The sequence below is a fragment of the Streptomyces sp. NPDC021749 genome, from assembly GCF_040640655.1.
In the GTDB taxonomy this organism is placed as follows: domain Bacteria; phylum Actinomycetota; class Actinomycetes; order Streptomycetales; family Streptomycetaceae; genus Streptomyces.
The window spans coordinates 1-15,780 of sequence record NZ_JBFACE010000080.1; the positions used below are offsets into that span (position 1 = coordinate 1).

Sequence of the window (15,780 nt, forward strand, 5' to 3'; positions counted from 1 at the left end):
GCGACCGGGTGCTGTGGCTGGAACGCGGCGAACTGCTGATGGACGGCCCCACCGACGAGGTCATCAAGGCCTACGAGAAGGAGACCGGCAAGTAGCCCGCACGGCAGGGAAGTCCGGCACACAGCTCGCCCCGAAGGGCACCGGTGCCGCAACGGGGACAGCCCCGGAGCCTTTCGCTCCGGGGCCGTTCGCCGTACTCCTCGCCGTACGACCGGCGGCTCAGCTGTGCGTACGCAGCAGGGTGCGCATGGTCCGCATGGCGACGGAGAGGTTCGCCAGGTCGAAGCCCTCCGAACCGTGGATCTCCTCCAGCGTCGCCCGGGCACGGGTGAGGATCGCCGCGTTGGCCTCCTCCCACGCCTTGAACCGCTGCTCCGGCGTCGAGGAGCCGTTGCCCGCCGACAGCACGTCGGCGGTCAGCGCCGCATGGGCCGCGAAGAGGTCCTCGCGGATCGAGGCGCGGGCCATCGACTGCCAGCGGTCGTTGCGCGGCAGCTCCAGGATGCGGTCGAGGAGCTGGTTGATCCGCAGCCGGTCCCCCAGGTCGTAGTAGACCTCGGCGACCTGCAGCGGCTCCTTGCCCAGCCGGTCGGCGACCGCGACGATGTCCAGCGCCGGGAAGACCGACGAGAAGCCGGACACCTGGACGGCCAGCTGCTCGGGCACGCCCGCGCCGGTCAGTTCCTCCAGGATCGTCTCGAACCACTCCAGGTCGCTGCCCTGGAGCAGCTTCGGCAGCTGCGCCCAGACCTCTGCGACCCGCTCGGAGAAGAAGTCGATGGTCTCCGACAGCGCCAGCGGCTGCGGCCGGTTGTTGAGCAGCCAGCGGGTGCCGCGCTCGACCAGCCGGCGGGAGTGCAGCCGGATCCGGGTCTGGACGTCGGCCGCGACGACATTGTCGAGCGCCTCGACGTCGTCCCAGACCTGGTTGAGCCGGAAGATCGCGCGGGCGGCGGTGTGCGCCCGGACGACCTCGTCGAGGGAGGCGCCGGTCTCCTCCCGCATCCGGTGCAGGAAGCTCGTACCGCCGGTGTTGACGGTGTCGTTGACCAGCACCGTCGTGACGATCTCACGGCGCAGCGCGTGCCCGTCGACCTGCTCGGGGAACCGGTCGTAGAGCGCCGAGGGGAAGTAGGCGTGCAGCAGCCGCTGGAGGTACGGGTCGTCCGGCAGCCCGGTCTGGATCAGCGCGTCGGCGACGGTGATCTTGGTGTAGGCCAGCAGCACCGCGGTCTCGGGCTGGGTCAGGCCGCGGCCGGCACTCAGCCGCTCGCGGATCTGCCGGTCGGTGGGCAGGAACTCCAGCGCCCGGTCGAGGTGGCCGTCCCGCACCAGGCGGCGCATGAACCGCTGCTGGGCGTGGAGCATGCTGGAGGACTGGGCGAGGGCCAGGGCCAGGGCGGTGTTCTGCGCGTAGTTGTTGCGCAGCACCAGCGCGCCGACCTCGTCGGTCATCTCGGCCAGCAGCTTGTTGCGCTGCTTGGTCGTCATGTCGCCCTCGGCCACCACGGCGTTGAGCAGGATCTTGATGTTGACCTCGTGGTCGGAGGTGTCCACACCGGCGCTGTTGTCGATCGCGTCGGTGTTGATCTTCCCGCCGGCGGTGGCGAACTCGATCCGGCCCAGCTGCGTCAGGCCGAGGTTGCCGCCCTCGCCGACGACCTTGACCCGCAGGTCCTCGCCGTCGACGCGGATGGCGTCGTTGGACTTGTCGCCCACGTCGGCGTGCGACTCCACCGAGGACTTCACGTACGTGCCGATGCCGCCGTTCCACAGCAGGTCGACCGGCGCCTTGAGGATGGCCCGCATCAGATCGGCGGGGGTCATCTTCTTCACGCCGGCCTCGATGCCGAGGGCGGCCCGCACCTGCGCGTTGATCGGGATGGACTTGGCCGAGCGCGGGTGGATGCCGCCGCCCTGCGAGAGCAGCTCGGTGTTGTAGTCCGCCCAGGACGAGCGGGGCAGCTCGAAGAGCCGGCGACGCTCGGCGTACGAGGTGGCCGCGTCCGGGTTGGGGTCGAGGAAGATGTGCCGGTGGTCGAAGGCGGCGACCAGCCGGATGTGCTCGCTGAGCAGCATGCCGTTGCCGAAGACGTCACCGGACATGTCGCCGACGCCGACGACGGTGAAGTCCTCGGTCTGGGTGTCGACGCCCAGCTCTCGGAAGTGCCGCTTGACCGATTCCCAGGCGCCGCGGGCGGTGATGCCCATGCCCTTGTGGTCGTAGCCGGCGCTGCCGCCGGAGGCGAAGGCGTCACCCAGCCAGAAGCCGTAGGACTCGGCGACCTCGTTGGCGATGTCGGAGAACGTCGCGGTGCCCTTGTCGGCGGCGACGACCAGGTACGTGTCGTCCTCGTCGTGCCGGACCACGTCCTTGGGGTGGACGACCTCGCCGCCGACCAGGTTGTCGGTGATGTCCAGCAGGCCCGAGATGAAGGTGCGGTAGCAGGCGATGCCCTCGGCCAGCCAGGCGTCCCGGTCCTGCGCGGGGTCGGGCAGCTGCTTGCCGACGAAGCCGCCCTTCGCGCCGACCGGCACGATGACGGTGTTCTTGACCATCTGCGCCTTGACCAGGCCGAGGATCTCCGTACGGAAGTCCTCCCGGCGGTCCGACCAGCGCAGACCACCGCGTGCGACCTTGCCGAAGCGGAGGTGGACGCCCTCGACGCGGGGGGAGTACACCCAGATCTCGTACGCCGGGCGGGGCGCCGGCAGGTCGGGGATGGCCTGCGGGTCCAGCTTCATCGACAGGTAGGCGTGCGGCTCGCCCTGGCGGTTCTTCTGGTAGTGGTTGGTGCGCAGGGTCGCCTTGATGACGGTGAGGAAGGCCCGCAGGATGCGGTCCTCGTCCAGGGAGGCGACCTGGTCCAGGGCGCCGTCCAGCTCCTCCAGCAGCCCGTCGGTCAGCTCCCGGCCGGCGCTCTGCCGCTCCGGGGACATCCGCGCCTCGAACAGCGAGACCAGCAGCCGGGTGGTGTGGACGTTGTTGGCGAGGGTGTCCTCCATGTACGTCTGGCTGAAGGTGGAGCCCGCCTGCCGGAGGTACTTGGCGTAGGCCCGCAGCACCATGGCCTGGCGCCAGTTGAGGCCGGCCCGGAGCACCAGCTTGTTGAAGTTGTCGCTCTCGGCCGCGCCGGTCCACACCGCCGTGAAGGCGTCCTGGAAGCGCTCGCGGGCGTCGTCGCCCTTGATGTGCTCCGGCATCCGGAGGCCGAAGTCGTAGATCCAGGCGCGGTTTCCGTCGGCCAGCCGCAGTTCGTGCGGGCGCTCGTCGACGACCTCGACGCCGAGGCGGTTCAGGCCGGGCAGCACCCGCGACAGGGACACCTGCTCGCCCCTGCGGTAGATCTTGAAGCGGCGCTCGCCGGGGCCGGCGCCGACCGGCTCGTAGAGGCTGACGGAGAAGTCCTTGCCGGGCTCCTCGGTGAGCTTCTCCAGGTGCGTCAGGTCGGCGACCGCGCTGCGCGGGCTGTTGTCGGCCTTGTAGCCCTCGGGGAAGGCGTGGCCGTAGCGGCGCTGCAGCTCGGCGGCGCGCTCCTCGCCGACCTCGGCGATCAGGGCCTCGCCGAACCCGTCGGACCACGAGCGGGCGGCCTCCACCAGGCGGTTCTCGATGCGGTCGGCGTCGGCGTCGGTGAGGTCGGGGAGGGTGGAGCCGGCCGGGACGCGGATGACGAAGTGCAGCCGGGACAGCACCGACTCGGTGTTCCAGGCCGTGAAGTCGACGCTGGTGCCGCCCAGCTCCTCCTTGAGGATCTCGATCAGGCGCAGCCGGACGGCGGTGGTGTAGCGGTCGCGCGGGAGGTAGACCAGCGCGGAGTAGTAGCGGCCGTATTCGTCCTGGCGCAGGAAGAGGCGCAGCCGGCGCCGTTCCTGGAGGTAGAGCACGCTGGTGGCGATGGACCGCAGTTCGTCGACGGGCGTCTGGAACAGCTCGTCGCGGGGGTAGGTCTCCAGGATCTGCAGCAGGTCGCGGCCGTCGTGGCTGTCCGGGCCGAAGCCGGCGCCGTCCAGGACCTCGGCGACCTTGCGGCGGATGACCGGCACCCGGCGCACCGACTCGGTGTACGCGGCCGAGGAGAACAGGCCCAGGAAGCGCCGCTCACCGATGACGTTGCCCTGCTCGTCGAACTTCTTGACGCCGACGTAGTCGAGGTAGGACGGGCGGTGGACGGTGGCGCGGCTGTTGGCCTTGGTGAGGATCAGCAGCTTGTGTTCGCGGGCCTTGGCGCGGGCGTCCGCGGGGAGCCGGTTGAAGGACGGCGAGACCGGGTGGCCGGCGTCGCTCTCGCGGTGCGGCGGGTCGGCGCGCAGTATGCCCAGGCCGGTACCGGGGACTGCGGACAGCACGTCCTCCTGGGTGCCGCCCTCACCGGGCGCGGAGGCCAGCTCGTACTCGCGGTAGCCGAGGAACGTGAAGTGGTCGTCGGACAGCCACTGCAGCAGTTCCTGGGCCTCCTCGACCTCCCGCTCGCGCAGGTCGGCGGCGAGCGGCTCGGTCGGCAGCTGGTCGGCCATGCGCAGCGCGGCGGCGCGCATCTTCTCCCAGTCCTCGACGGCCTCGCGGACGTCGGAGAGCACCCGCAGCAGATCGGCGGTGATCTGCGTCAGGTCCTCGCGGTCGGTCTCGCGGTCGATCTCGACGTGGATCCAGGACTCGGTCACCGCGTCGTGCGGCAGCTCGGCGGGCTTGGCCTTGCCGTTGCCGTCGCCGTTGGCGTCGAGGAGCTCGATGAGCTTGCCGGCGACGTCGCGGCGGACGGTGATCTGCGGGTGGATGACGACGTGGATGCCGCGGCCCTGGCGGGAGAGCTCGTTGGTGACCGAGTCGACCAGGAACGGCATGTCGTCGGTGACGACCTCGACGACGGAGTGGCTGCAGGTCCAGCCGTTCTCCTCGACGGTCGGGGTGTGCACCCGGACGTTGGCGGTGCCCTGCGGGCGCGTCTCCGCGAGGCGGTAGTGCGAGAGCGCGGCACCGAAGACGTCGACCGGGTCGCGGTCGATCAGGTCCTCGGGGGCGGTGTGCAGGTAGTAGCGCTGGAGGTATCCCGCAAGCGTGTCCGGGTCGAGCCCCCCTACCGGGTGCTTGCCCCCGGCCGGGCTGCTCTCAACGACCCGGGCGGCCCTGGCGAGCAGCTCGGTTTTGGCTTCGTCCAGCTTGGTCTGCATGTCCTCTGGCTCCTGTCGCGCGCCGTTGCGTGACGTTGTGGAAGAACTGTGTGGAAGCCGCACAACACCGTGACGCGGAAGGTCCTGTCACTGCCGGCGATGTGCCGCGATGAGGGGAGGCCGTGCCGTTGTCGACATTCTCGGACGAAGTCGGCAGGAAATGTCGGCCGCAACGACCAGCGACCGCCCGGTCACGGAAGTGTCCCGGGCGCACGGCAGGGGCCTCGACGCCCCCGCGGCTTATCGCGCTGATCACGGTGCAAGGCTATCGCTCCCGGTACGGGTGCCGTCATGGGCCGTGGGAGTACAAAACCTCTGCCCGAACTTAGCCCTTCTGGACAACGTACTGCCGGGGTGGAGTATGCGTGGCCGCGAAGCGACATGCCGGGTGGTCGTTCCCACCGGGCCACCGGTCCCAGGAGGCCCTGCCCCCTACGCCACCAGGGCGTCGGCCAGCTCCACGGCCTCGGCGAGAGTGTCCACCACCGGGACGCCCGGCACCGCGGCGGCCTCCAGGCTGGCCCGGCTGTGCGAGCCGCCCGTGTAGAGCACCGCCGAGGCGCCCGCCTCCTGCGCGGCCACCGCATCGTCCACCGCGTCACCGATCACGACCGTACGCCCCGGGTCCACTTCCGTGAGCGTCGCCAGATGGCGCACCATCTGCGCCGCCTTCGTGCCCCCGGACGGCCCGGTCCTCCCCTCGACCAGCACGAACCGCGACTCGATCCCGAAGCCGCGGACCAGGGGTATCAGCTCGTCGTGACCGAACATGCTGAGGATCGACTGGCTGCCGCCGGCCGTCTGCCACGCCTCCAGCAGCAGGTCCACGCCCTCGGCGAGCCCGCACGCCAGCCGGTGCTCGGAGTAGTGCCGGTGGAACGTCTCGTCCATCACCAGCCACTCGGCCTCCGTCGGCAGCCGCCCCATCAGCCGCTCGTAGAAGCGCGGCACGGGGACGCAGTACAGCTCGCGGTACATCTCCAGCGTGATCGGCTCCAGGCCGATCTCGGCGAAGGCGGAGTTGGTCGCCCCGATGACGGCGTCGATGTCGTGGAACAGCGTGCCGTTCCAGTCCCAGACGAGGTGTGTCGCGTGCTTCCCCATGCGGTTCCCCAGATCGTTCTTCCGTGCCGGGCCTTCCCGTGCGGCCGGGCACCTCCCCTGAAGAAAAAGTACCCGGGCCCACTGACAACGCGCCCGGACGCCGGTGACGGCCGTGCGCGGGCCCGGCCCGCCGCGGCCCGGACCCGTGCGGTCGGCCGGCTCAGGCGATCAGCTGCGGGATCTCCTGCACCCCGAACCACATCAGGTCGTGGTCCTCGGCGCCGTCGACCGTGAACTGCGCGTCGTCGTCGCCCTGGTCCGCCGCGCCCAGTGCCGCCGCGGCCGCCGCGATGTCCGCCTCCGCGTCCGTGGCGTCGACGTGCACGGCAGCGGCCTTCGACAGCGGCACCGGCCCGGGGATCCGCACCTCGCCGAGCGCAGAGGGGTCGAGCCCGCGGTCCGGGTCCGGCACCGCGGCGCCGTCGGGCACGTCCACGGCCACCACGACCCGCCGCCGCGGGGCCTGCGGGTTGCCGGCGAGCTGCCGCAGCGATGCCTGGGCCGCGCGGTTGAGCGCCGCGTACTCCAGTTCCTCGATGTCGTCGGAGACGTACCACTCGCGCAGCGCCGGCGTGACGGCGAACGCGGCCAGCGGGCCGGGGCCCAGCTCACCGTTCTTGTGCGCCTCTGCGAGACCGGAGAGGGTCAGGGGGACGTAGACGCGCATGGCAGCCGCTTCCGCTCGTTTCACTCGGTCTGGGTGACTGTCCCGCCAGCATACGGGCGGGAGTCCCCCATCGTGCCGCCCGCGGGTCCCGCCCCCTCCCCGGCCCGGCGCCCTCGGGCAGGGCCCCACGAAGGCTCCGTACCGGGCCCGCACCACGGAAGAGTGAACTCCACGCCCCCACGCCGGGCCCCGTTCCGCGCCTTGCCGCCGCTCCGCCCCCGTCGATACGAAGATCCCCACCGAAAAGCTACCGCCCAGTAATCGGGGCCGGGACCGAAGGGGGACGACATGACCAGGGACGACGCGATGACCGGGGACGAGACCAGGACCACGGCCGGAACCAAGACCGGAACCACGGCCGGAACCGAGGCAAGGACGGAGACCGGGGCCGGGGCGGAGACCGGGGCCGGGGCGGAGATCAGGGCCGGGGCGGGGGCCACCGGGGCCGGGGCCGGGGCGCACGGTACGCCGCAGGGCGCGCCCCCGCCCCCAGGCGCCGCACCGGTCGGCGGGCGGGACGACGGACCGACCGTCCCCCGCCCCCGCCGGTCCTCGCCCGCAGGCCGCGGCCCCCTCGGCCCGGCCGGCAGCGGCCCCGGCTCACGCGGGCGCCGCCCCGGTACGCCCCGGCGCGGGCCCGCCCCCGCCGGCCGCGGGCCGGCCCGTAGCGCCCCGCTCCCCACCGTCGGGGCACAGCGCCGGGCCCAGGAGAGCCGGCCACACCTCTGGTTCGCCCACCAACTGGTGCTCACCCTCAGCGGACAGCGGCCCGTCCACGCCCTGCTGGGGCACGCGCTGCCCGCCGCCTACGACCGGCTCGCGGAGCTCGCCCCGCAGGCTCCTCTGCGGCCCGTCCTGGGCCCGGGGCGGCGCGGGCCCGTGCCGACCGTCCGCGAGTGCGGACTGTGCCGGCCGCGGCGCGGCGTCATCGAGGCCTTCGCCCGGATCACCACCGGCGAGCGGCTGCGCGCCCTGGCCTTCCGGCTGGAGCTGGGCGCCGACTCCCGCTGGCGCTGCGCCGCCCTCGACATCGGCCCCGCACCCGCCCTTCCCGGCCCGGCGTCATGAACCGGCCGTACGCAGACGAAAGCGCCCCGGCCGGTGTCCGGCCGAGGCGCCCCGCACGGTCCGGGCCGGGCGCGCTCCGCCCGGCCCCGGTCACCGTTCCGTACTCACTTCTTGCGGCGGCGGCCGCCGCTCTTCTGGGCCTTGCGCCGCTCCGCGCGGGTCAGCCCGTCCGCCTCGGAACGGGCCGGCGCGCCCGGCTCCTCGTCACTGAGGAAGTCGCCCTCGATGACGCTGCCGTCGCCGTCGACCTTGGGCGCGGTGAAGTGCAGCCGGTCCGGGCGCTGCGGCGCCTCCAAACCCTTGGCGTGGATCTCGGGACGCCCCGCACCGGCCGGCACCGCCTCCTGGGCGGGCAGCTCCGCGGCCTCCTCCACCGGGACCTCCTCGACCTGCTGCTCCACCTGGACCTCCAGGTTGAACAGGTAGCCGACGGACTCCTCCTTGATGCCCTCCATCATGGCGGTGAACATGTCGAAGCCCTCGCGCTGGTACTCGACCAGCGGGTCCTTCTGGGCCATCGCCCGCAGGCCGATGCCCTCCTGGAGGTAGTCCATCTCGTAGAGGTGCTCACGCCACTTGCGGTCCAGGACGGACAGCACGACCCGGCGCTCCAGCTCGCGCATGATCTCCGAGCCGAGCTGCTCCTCGCGGGCGGCGTACTGCTCGTGGATGTCGTCCTTGACGGCGTCGGCGATGAACTCGGCGGTCAGGCCCGCGCGGTCGCCGGCCTCCTCCTCCAGCTCCTCGACGGTGACCTTCACCGGGTAGAGCTGCTTGAACGCACCCCACAGACGGTCCAGGTCCCACTCCTCGGCGAAGCCCTCGACGGTCTCCGCCTGGATGTAGGCGTCGATGGTGTCGTCCATGAAGTGCTTGATCTGCTCCTGCAGGTCCTCGCCCTCCAGGACACGGCGGCGCTCGCCGTAGATGACCTCGCGCTGGCGGTTGAGCACCTCGTCGTACTTCAGGACGTTCTTGCGGGTCTCGAAGTTCTGCTGCTCGACCTGCGACTGGGCGGAGGCGATCGCCCGGGTCACCATCTTGTTCTCGATCGGGACGTCGTCGGGGACGTTGGCCATCGCCATGACCCGCTCGACCATCTGGGCCTTGAACAGCCGCATCAGGTCGTCACCGAGGGAGAGGTAGAACCGCGACTCGCCCGGGTCGCCCTGACGGCCGGAGCGGCCGCGCAGCTGGTTGTCGATCCGGCGCGACTCGTGCCGCTCGGTGCCGAGCACGTACAGCCCGCCGAGCTCCTTGACCTCCTCGAACTCCGCCTTGACCGCGGCCTCGGCGCGCTCCAGGGCGGCGGGCAGCGCGGCCGCCCACTCCTCGGCGTGCTCGACCGGGTCGAGCCCCATCTGGCGCAGCTCCGCCTCGGCGAGGGTGTCGGGGTTGCCGCCGAGCTTGATGTCCGTACCGCGGCCGGCCATGTTCGTGGCGACCGTGACGGCGCCCTTGCGGCCGGCCTGGGCGACGATCGACGCCTCCCGGTCGTGCTGCTTGGCGTTGAGGACCTCGTGCGGCACACCGCGCTTGTTGAGCTGCTGGGAGAGGTACTCGGACTTCTCCACGGACGTCGTGCCGACCAGGATCGGCTGGCCCTTGCCGTGCTTCTCGACGATGTCCTCGACGACCGCGTCGAACTTCGCGGGCTCGGTGCGGTAGATCAGGTCCGCCTGGTCCTTGCGGATCATCGGCCGGTTCGTCGGGATGGGGACGACGCCGAGCTTGTAGATCTGGTGGAACTCGGCGGCCTCGGTCATGGCCGTACCGGTCATGCCGGAGAGCTTGTCGTAGAGACGGAAGAAGTTCTGCAGGGTGATCGTGGCGAGCGTCTGGTTCTCGTCCTTGATCTCCACGCCTTCCTTCGCCTCGATGGCCTGGTGCATGCCCTCGTTGTAGCGGCGGCCGGCGAGGATACGGCCGGTGTGCTCGTCGACGATCATGACCTCGCCGTCGATGACGACGTAGTCCTTGTCGTTCTTGAAGAGCTCCTTGGCCTTGATGGCGTTGTTGAGGTAGCCGACGAGCGGGGTGTTGACCGACTCGTACAGGTTGTCGATGCCCAGCCAGTCCTCGACCTTGCTGACACCGGACTCATGGATGCCGACGGTCCGCTTCTTCTCGTCGACGTCGTAGTCGCCGGTCTCCTCGATGCCGCGCTGCGGGTTGGCCGCCTCGCCGCGCTTGAGGCGCTGCACCAACTTGGCGAAGTCGCCGTACCACTTGGTGGCCGAGTCCGCCGGACCGGAGATGATCAGCGGCGTACGGGCCTCGTCGACGAGGATCGAGTCGACCTCGTCGACGATCGCGAAGTTGTGGCCGCGCTGGACGAGTTCGTCCTGCGACCAGGCCATGTTGTCGCGGAGGTAGTCGAAGCCGAACTCGTTGTTCGTGCCATAGGTGATGTCGCAGCCGTACTGTTCACGGCGCTGGGCCGGCGTCATGTCGGCGAGGATGCAACCGACCGTCAGGCCCAGGAACTTGTGGACCCGACCCATCATCTCGGAGTCACGCTCGGCCAGGTAGTCGTTGACCGTGATCAGGTGGACGCCCTTGCCGGACAGCGCGTTCAGATACGCCGGGAGGGTACCGACGAGGGTCTTGCCCTCACCGGTCTTCATCTCGGCGACGTATCCCAGGTGGAGGGCCGCGCCGCCCATCAGCTGGACGTCGTAGTGCCGCTGGCCGAGGACACGCTTGGCGGCCTCACGGACCGTGGCGAACGCCTCGGGCAGCAGGTCGTCCAGGCTCTCGCCGTCGGCGTACCGCTCCTTGTACTCGTCCGTGAGCGCCCGCAGCTCGGCGTCGGAGAGGGCCGCGAAGTCCTCCTCGATGGAGTTGACCTGGCCCGCGATGCGGTGCAGCTTGCGCAGGATCTTTCCTTCGCCTGCACGCATGATCTTCGTCAAGACGGACACTTGGGCTGGTCTCCTTGCCGGTCGGGCCTGCACGGTCGAGTGCGCGGGCGCGGCATTTTTCCAAGGGGGCAGGCCCCGCCGCAACGGCCATCGTAAGGGAGGACGCCGCCGAGCCGGGAGGTCCGCCGCAGCGAACCCCGCCTTCCCCTCCTCACGTGAACGCACGAGCACGCGAGAAGGTGCCGGACAGGTGCCGGGAATCACGCGAAAACCCTTCGCGGTGCCGTGCACGAACTCGCAGACTCAGGTCATGAAGCCCGTCACCCTCACGACCGAGCGTCTGGTGCTGCGCCCCTTCGAGCCGTCGGACGCGCCCGCGGTGTGCGCCGCCTGCCAGGACCCCGACATCCCGCGCTGGACGGTCGTGCCCTCACCCTACGGCCTCCAGGACGCGGAGTACTTCGTCGGCACGGCCGTCCCCGAAGGCTGGCGGGACGACACCGCCTACACCTTCGCCGTGGTCTCCCGGACCGACGGCGCCCTGATCGGCTCCATGAGCCTGGTCCGGCTCGCTCAGCTGCGCACCGCCGAACGCCAGGCCGAGCTGGGCTTCTGGACCGCCAAGGAACACCGCGGCCGCGGCTACACCGCCGAGGCCGCCCGCGCGGTGCTGCGCTGGGCCTTCCGCGAGCTGGGCGTGGAGCGCATGGAGTGGCTCGCGGAGGCCGGCAACGAGGGCTCCCGCGCCGTCGCCCGGAAACTGGGCTTCCACATGGAGGGCACCCTCCGCGCCAAGCTGGTGCACGAGGGCACCCGCCGGGACGCATGGATCGGCTCCCTGCTCCCCTCCGACCTGGCCGACGCCCCGGACACGGGCACGGCCGACGGGGCGGAAGCCACGAGCACCGGCGGGACGGGAAACCCTGCGGCGGACCCGACGCCGTACCTCCCGTACCCGCGCTGATCGCCCCCCTGCGTCTGCGCAGGTCACGGGCTTCGGCCGGGCGTTGTCAGTGCCCGCCCCTACGCTGTGCGACCATGACCGCCGCCACGCAGCCACCGCACCGGCCGAAGCCCGTGACCACCCTCTCCCACGACGACGCCCGCCGCCTGGCGCTGCGGGCGCAGGGGCTCCTCGGCGCCCCGGACCGCCGGGCGGGCGTCCGCGGTGTGCTGCGCCACCTGGGCGCGGTGCAGCTCGACACGATCTCCGTGCTGGCCCGCTCGCACGAGCTCGTGCCGTACGCCCGGCTCGGCGCCGTCGGCCGCCCCGCCGTCGACGCCGCCTACTGGAGCCCGACCGGCGGGGAGAGCCCCGCGGGCCGCCCGCACAGCTTCGAGTACTGGTCGCACGCCGCGTGCATCCTGCCCATCGAGGAGTGGCCGCACTTCGCCTTCCGTCGCCGCGCCCGGCGCGCCAGGGGCCACCGCTGGCACGTCATGAAGGACTCCGAACGGTCCTGCGCCGCCGTCCTGGACCGACTCGCGGCCGACGGCCCGCTGACCACCACCGAGCTCGGCGGCGGCCGCAAGGGCGGGGAGTGGTGGGACTGGTCCGAGACCAAGATCGCCGTCGAGTGGCTGCTGGACACCGGCGAGGTGGTCTGCACGGAGCGGCGCGCCTGGAAGCGGGTCTACGACCTCGCCGAGCGCGCCGTCCCCACCGAGCTGCTGCACGACAACCTCGACGACGCCGAATGCCTCCGCCGCCTGGTCGCCCAGGCCGGTACGGCCCTGGGCGTGGCCACCCGCGCCGACCTGGCGGACTACCACCGGCTGAAGGGCGAGCAGGTCGAGGCGGTGATCGCGGACTCCGGGCTGGTGCCGGTCGAGGTCGAGGGCTGGGGCAAGCCCGCCTGGGCCGATCCCGCCGCCCTGGCCACCACCCCCCGCGGCCGGCACCGCACGACGCTGCTCTCCCCCTTCGACTCCCTGATCTGGGACCGGTCGCGCACGGAGCGGATCTTCGGTTTCACCCACCGCCTGGAGGCCTACGTCCCCCGCCCCCGGCGGATACACGGCTATTTCGCGATGCCGCTGCTGGCCGGCGGGCAGCTGATCGGCCGCGTCGACCCGGCCCGCGAGGGCAGCACCCTCGTCGCCCGCCAGGTCTCGATGCGCGACCGCAAGTCCGTCGCCCCGATGGCCACGGCGCTGTGGGAGGCCGCGAGCTGGGTCGGCTGCGACGCCGTACGCGTCGACCGCTGCGACGACCCACAGCTGGCCGCCGCCCTGCGCACGGAACTCACGCGCGCGGGCGACTAGACCGACCAGCGGGCACCCCGGCGCGTCTCCCGGGCCGCCGAGCCCCTCCGGGGGCCGCACCGGCAGTCCGGCCGGAAACCGTCGCCGACCCTCACGGGCCGTCGCCGGACGAAGGCTCTGGTCGCTCAGCGGTTCCGGCCGACCTGCGGTTCCGGCCGGTCAGCGGATCCAGTCGATCTGCGAATCCGGCCGGTCAACGGATCTCCAGGATCTTCTCCCGCATCGCGTAGACCACCGCCTCCATCCGGGAGTGCAGCTGCAGCTTCTCCAGGATGTTGCGAACGTGGTTCTTCACGGTGTTCTCGGAGATGAAGAGTTCCTTGGCGATGTCGCGGTTGTTCATGCCCGTGGCGACCAGCTTGAGGACCTCCAGCTCGCGGTCGGTGAGCCGGGGCGCGGGCACCAGCCGGCGCTCGTCCGTCCGCTGGATCATCGACTTGAACTCCGTCAGAAGCTTCGACGCCATCGACGGGCTGATCTGCGACTGGCCGTCCGCGACGGCACGGATCGCGGTCGCCACCTCGTCGGTGGAGATCTCCTTGAGGAGGTAGCCGGTGGCGCCGGCCTTGATCGCGTCGTAGAGATCGGCCTCTTCGTCGCTGATCGTGAGCATGATGATCTTCGCGCTGGGGGCCACCTCCTTGATGGAGGTACACGCCTCGATCCCGCCGCGCTTGGGCATCCGTACGTCCATCAGCACGATGTCCGGCAGCAGATCAGCGGCCTTGTCGACCGCCTCGGCGCCGTCCCCGGCCTCGCCGACGACCTGGATGTCCTCTTCCTGGGCGAGCACGATCTCCAGCCCCCGCCGGAAGAGCGCGTGATCGTCCACCACCAGGACCCTGATCGGCTCCTTGCGCGGCACGCTCACGGTCCGTCCGGCGCCGTCGTCGCCCCCGACTCCGCGGTCGTCGTCCGCGTCACCGCGCACGGGCCCGAAACTTTCCCCCATGGATCCTCCCCGTCAACTACTCGGCCGGAAGGCCAGAGCTTGGAAATAAGGCTGGTTGACAACAGCCCCCTGCGGCCAGCCCGATCAACGCCATACGACCGTCTCCCCGGCATGTCGCCGTTTCGTGCCCACATACTCCCTGGCTGGCACAAAGACTATACGGCTTCAACTCCTGCCTTCTCCGGGCACGATGGTGCCCCCGGGCGTACGCCGGGGGCACCGAGCGGGTGGGGTTCAGCCGCCCAGGGCGCCGCCTGCGCCGCCGGGCTCCTCCTCCCCGAACGAATCGGGGTTCAAGTGGATGACGCCGTAGTCGTATGCGTGCCGCCGGTAGACGACACTCGGCAGCTTGGTGTCGGCGTCGACGAAGAGATAGAAGTCGTGTCCGACCAATTCCATCTCGTTGAGCGCCTGGTCGAGCGACATCGGCGCGGCCGAGTGGGTCTTCTCGCGGACGATCAGGGGCCCTTCGCCCTGGACGTCGATCGGTCCCATCCTCGTGGTCGGCACCGACTCCTCGACTTCGGTGGCGAGTTCGCCGTTGGTGTTGAGGCTCGCGACGCCGGGGACGCTGACGGCGACCTCACTCGCCGGAATGCGCCCGTGGCCGCGGCGTGAGAAGCGCTTGTCGTGCTGCTTGCGCAGGCGCGCCTCCAGCTTTGCGGTTGCCAGGTCCAGCGCGGCGTAGGGATCGGCCGCGGCCGCCTCGGCCCGGACCACCGGGCCACGGGAGCGAAGCGTGATCTCCACTCGGTCGGAACGGTCGGCCTGCCGCGGGTTGTGCTCCTTGGACACCTCGACGTCCAGGCTGATCACCTTGGCGTCGAGCTTCTGGACTTTCTCCAGCTTCAGCTTCTCGGCCACGTGCTTACGGAACCGCTCGGGCACCTCGGTCTTGCGGCCCTTGACGACGATGTCCACGCAGAACTCCGTTCCCGGATCGCACCGCTCAGCAAGCGGGGCGATCCCTTCTTGCACCAGGCTCCGGTGGGTGCCGAAGCCTCGGACTTGGCACTTTCACCTCCTCTTCCCCACACGGCACGATCTCCACTCCCCCATTTTTCAGGGTCGCCACCGGCGCCCCTGAACGCATTCATCGTGACATCCGAGGCAAAACGTCCGCCAAGTCCTCACAACCGAACATAGCTCTCCTGGGCTGTTGTCGGCACCCCCTCGCAGCCCTCGGCTCCGTTTGAGTGACTTTTCCTCCGCAACTACTTGCTGGTTGAAATTCCTACTTGCCGGTTGAATTTCTGCGGCGGCCACCCTTACGCGGCCGGAGGGGGGCAGGACCGGAACGGGCGGCGGCGGGGTGGCAACTGCTGGCGGGTGTGCCGGGGGTGCTGGGTCGCCGACGGGAGTGCTGGGGCCATTGGCCGCTGTGCTGGTGCCGCTGGCGGATGCGCAGGGGGCGCTGGCGGATGTGCCGGGGCTGCGGGTACCGGGACTGTGGCTGGTACCGGGACTGTGGCTGGTGCCGGGACTGTGGCTGGTGCCGGGACTGTGGCTGGTGCCGGGACTGTGGCTGGTGCCGGGACTGTGGCTGGTGCCGGGCTGCGATGGGGAGCGATGTGGCGGCTCGCGGGGCCGTTGCGGCTAGATGAATGAGTCCAAGGGATGGCCTGCGGATATAGGACGAGGGCGTCCAATGTCAGTGTGTGAAGACAGACCTGGACACCCTCGCGACA

At 70.8% G+C, this 15,780-nt stretch carries 10 protein-coding genes and 1 pseudogene; 5 read left to right on the forward strand and 6 right to left on the reverse strand.

The genetic code is table 11. The features are described from left to right. Positions 1–95, forward strand: a pseudogene (locus tag AB0G35_RS36540) (ABC transporter ATP-binding protein); the annotation flags it as partial. Positions 96–219: 124 nt separating this feature from the next. On the opposite strand, the gene AB0G35_RS36545 reads toward AB0G35_RS36540, so the two are convergent. The 3 genes from AB0G35_RS36545 to AB0G35_RS36555 all read right to left on the reverse strand — a co-directional run bounded on the left by AB0G35_RS36545 (position 220) and on the right by AB0G35_RS36555 (position 6,943). Further along, positions 220–5,172 (reverse strand): NAD-glutamate dehydrogenase, encoded by a 4,953-nt coding sequence (locus AB0G35_RS36545; RefSeq protein WP_360958891.1) that lies wholly within the window; start codon positions 5,170–5,172, stop codon positions 220–222. A 432-nt stretch (positions 5,173–5,604) separates the two neighbouring features. Continuing rightward, positions 5,605–6,276, reverse strand: a complete 672-nt coding sequence (locus AB0G35_RS36550; protein ID WP_360958894.1) for an HAD family hydrolase — start codon at positions 6,274–6,276, stop codon at positions 5,605–5,607. Positions 6,277–6,436: 160 nt separating this feature from the next. Next, positions 6,437–6,943: a hypothetical protein gene (locus tag AB0G35_RS36555; protein WP_360958918.1), complete on the reverse strand. Its 507-nt coding sequence runs from the start codon at positions 6,941–6,943 to the stop codon at positions 6,437–6,439. Positions 6,944–7,231: 288 nt separating this feature from the next. On the opposite strand from AB0G35_RS36555, the gene AB0G35_RS36560 reads away from it, so the two are divergent. Continuing rightward, positions 7,232–8,011: an Rv3235 family protein gene (locus AB0G35_RS36560; RefSeq protein WP_360958897.1), complete on the forward strand. Its 780-nt coding sequence runs from the start codon at positions 7,232–7,234 to the stop codon at positions 8,009–8,011. A 104-nt stretch (positions 8,012–8,115) separates the two neighbouring features. On the opposite strand, the gene secA is transcribed toward AB0G35_RS36560, so the two are convergent. Continuing rightward, positions 8,116–10,935, reverse strand: a complete 2,820-nt coding sequence (gene secA / locus AB0G35_RS36565) for a preprotein translocase subunit SecA (protein ID WP_360958900.1) — start codon at positions 10,933–10,935, stop codon at positions 8,116–8,118. Between the two features lie 250 nt (positions 10,936–11,185). Between secA and AB0G35_RS36570 the strand changes: the two genes are divergently transcribed. Both AB0G35_RS36570 and AB0G35_RS36575 read left to right on the forward strand, forming a co-directional pair. Beyond that, the gene (locus AB0G35_RS36570) at positions 11,186–11,839 is read left to right on the forward strand and encodes a GNAT family N-acetyltransferase (RefSeq protein ID WP_360958903.1); all 654 of its coding nucleotides are present in this window, start codon (positions 11,186–11,188) and stop codon (positions 11,837–11,839) included. A gap of 74 nt (positions 11,840–11,913) precedes the next feature. Then, a complete protein-coding gene (locus AB0G35_RS36575; protein WP_360958906.1) occupies positions 11,914–13,140 on the forward strand; it encodes a crosslink repair DNA glycosylase YcaQ family protein in 1,227 nt (408 codons plus the stop codon). Between the two features lie 193 nt (positions 13,141–13,333). Here the strand turns inward: AB0G35_RS36575 and AB0G35_RS36580 are convergent, their stop codons facing one another. Both AB0G35_RS36580 and raiA read right to left on the reverse strand, forming a co-directional pair. Continuing rightward, the gene (locus AB0G35_RS36580; protein WP_360958909.1) at positions 13,334–14,092 is read right to left on the reverse strand and encodes a response regulator transcription factor; all 759 of its coding nucleotides are present in this window, start codon (positions 14,090–14,092) and stop codon (positions 13,334–13,336) included. Between the two features lie 234 nt (positions 14,093–14,326). After that, entirely contained in the window at positions 14,327–15,013 is a 687-nt protein-coding gene (gene raiA / locus AB0G35_RS36585; RefSeq protein ID WP_360958912.1) for a ribosome-associated translation inhibitor RaiA, read from the reverse strand. 451 nt (positions 15,014–15,464) lie between these two features. On the opposite strand from raiA, the gene AB0G35_RS36590 reads away from it, so the two are divergent. Then, the gene (locus AB0G35_RS36590) at positions 15,465–15,692 is read left to right on the forward strand and encodes a hypothetical protein (RefSeq protein WP_360958915.1); all 228 of its coding nucleotides are present in this window, start codon (positions 15,465–15,467) and stop codon (positions 15,690–15,692) included. Positions 15,693–15,780 lie beyond the last annotated feature (88 nt).

Excerpts from the sequence above, each read along its gene's own strand:
- AB0G35_RS36580 (WP_360958909.1), bottom strand. The coding sequence starts at position 14,092 with ATGGGGGAAAGTTTCGGGCCCGTGCGCGGTGACGCGGACGACGACCGC.
- AB0G35_RS36550 (WP_360958894.1), bottom strand. The coding sequence starts at position 6,276 with ATGGGGAAGCACGCGACACACCTCGTCTGGGACTGGAACGGCACGCTG.
- AB0G35_RS36545 (WP_360958891.1), bottom strand. The coding sequence starts at position 5,172 with ATGCAGACCAAGCTGGACGAAGCCAAAACCGAGCTGCTCGCCAGGGCC.
- AB0G35_RS36570 (WP_360958903.1), top strand. The coding sequence starts at position 11,186 with ATGAAGCCCGTCACCCTCACGACCGAGCGTCTGGTGCTGCGCCCCTTC.
- AB0G35_RS36575 (WP_360958906.1), top strand. The coding sequence starts at position 11,914 with ATGACCGCCGCCACGCAGCCACCGCACCGGCCGAAGCCCGTGACCACC.
- AB0G35_RS36560 (WP_360958897.1), top strand. The coding sequence starts at position 7,232 with ATGACCAGGGACGACGCGATGACCGGGGACGAGACCAGGACCACGGCC.
- AB0G35_RS36555 (WP_360958918.1), bottom strand. The coding sequence starts at position 6,943 with ATGCGCGTCTACGTCCCCCTGACCCTCTCCGGTCTCGCAGAGGCGCAC.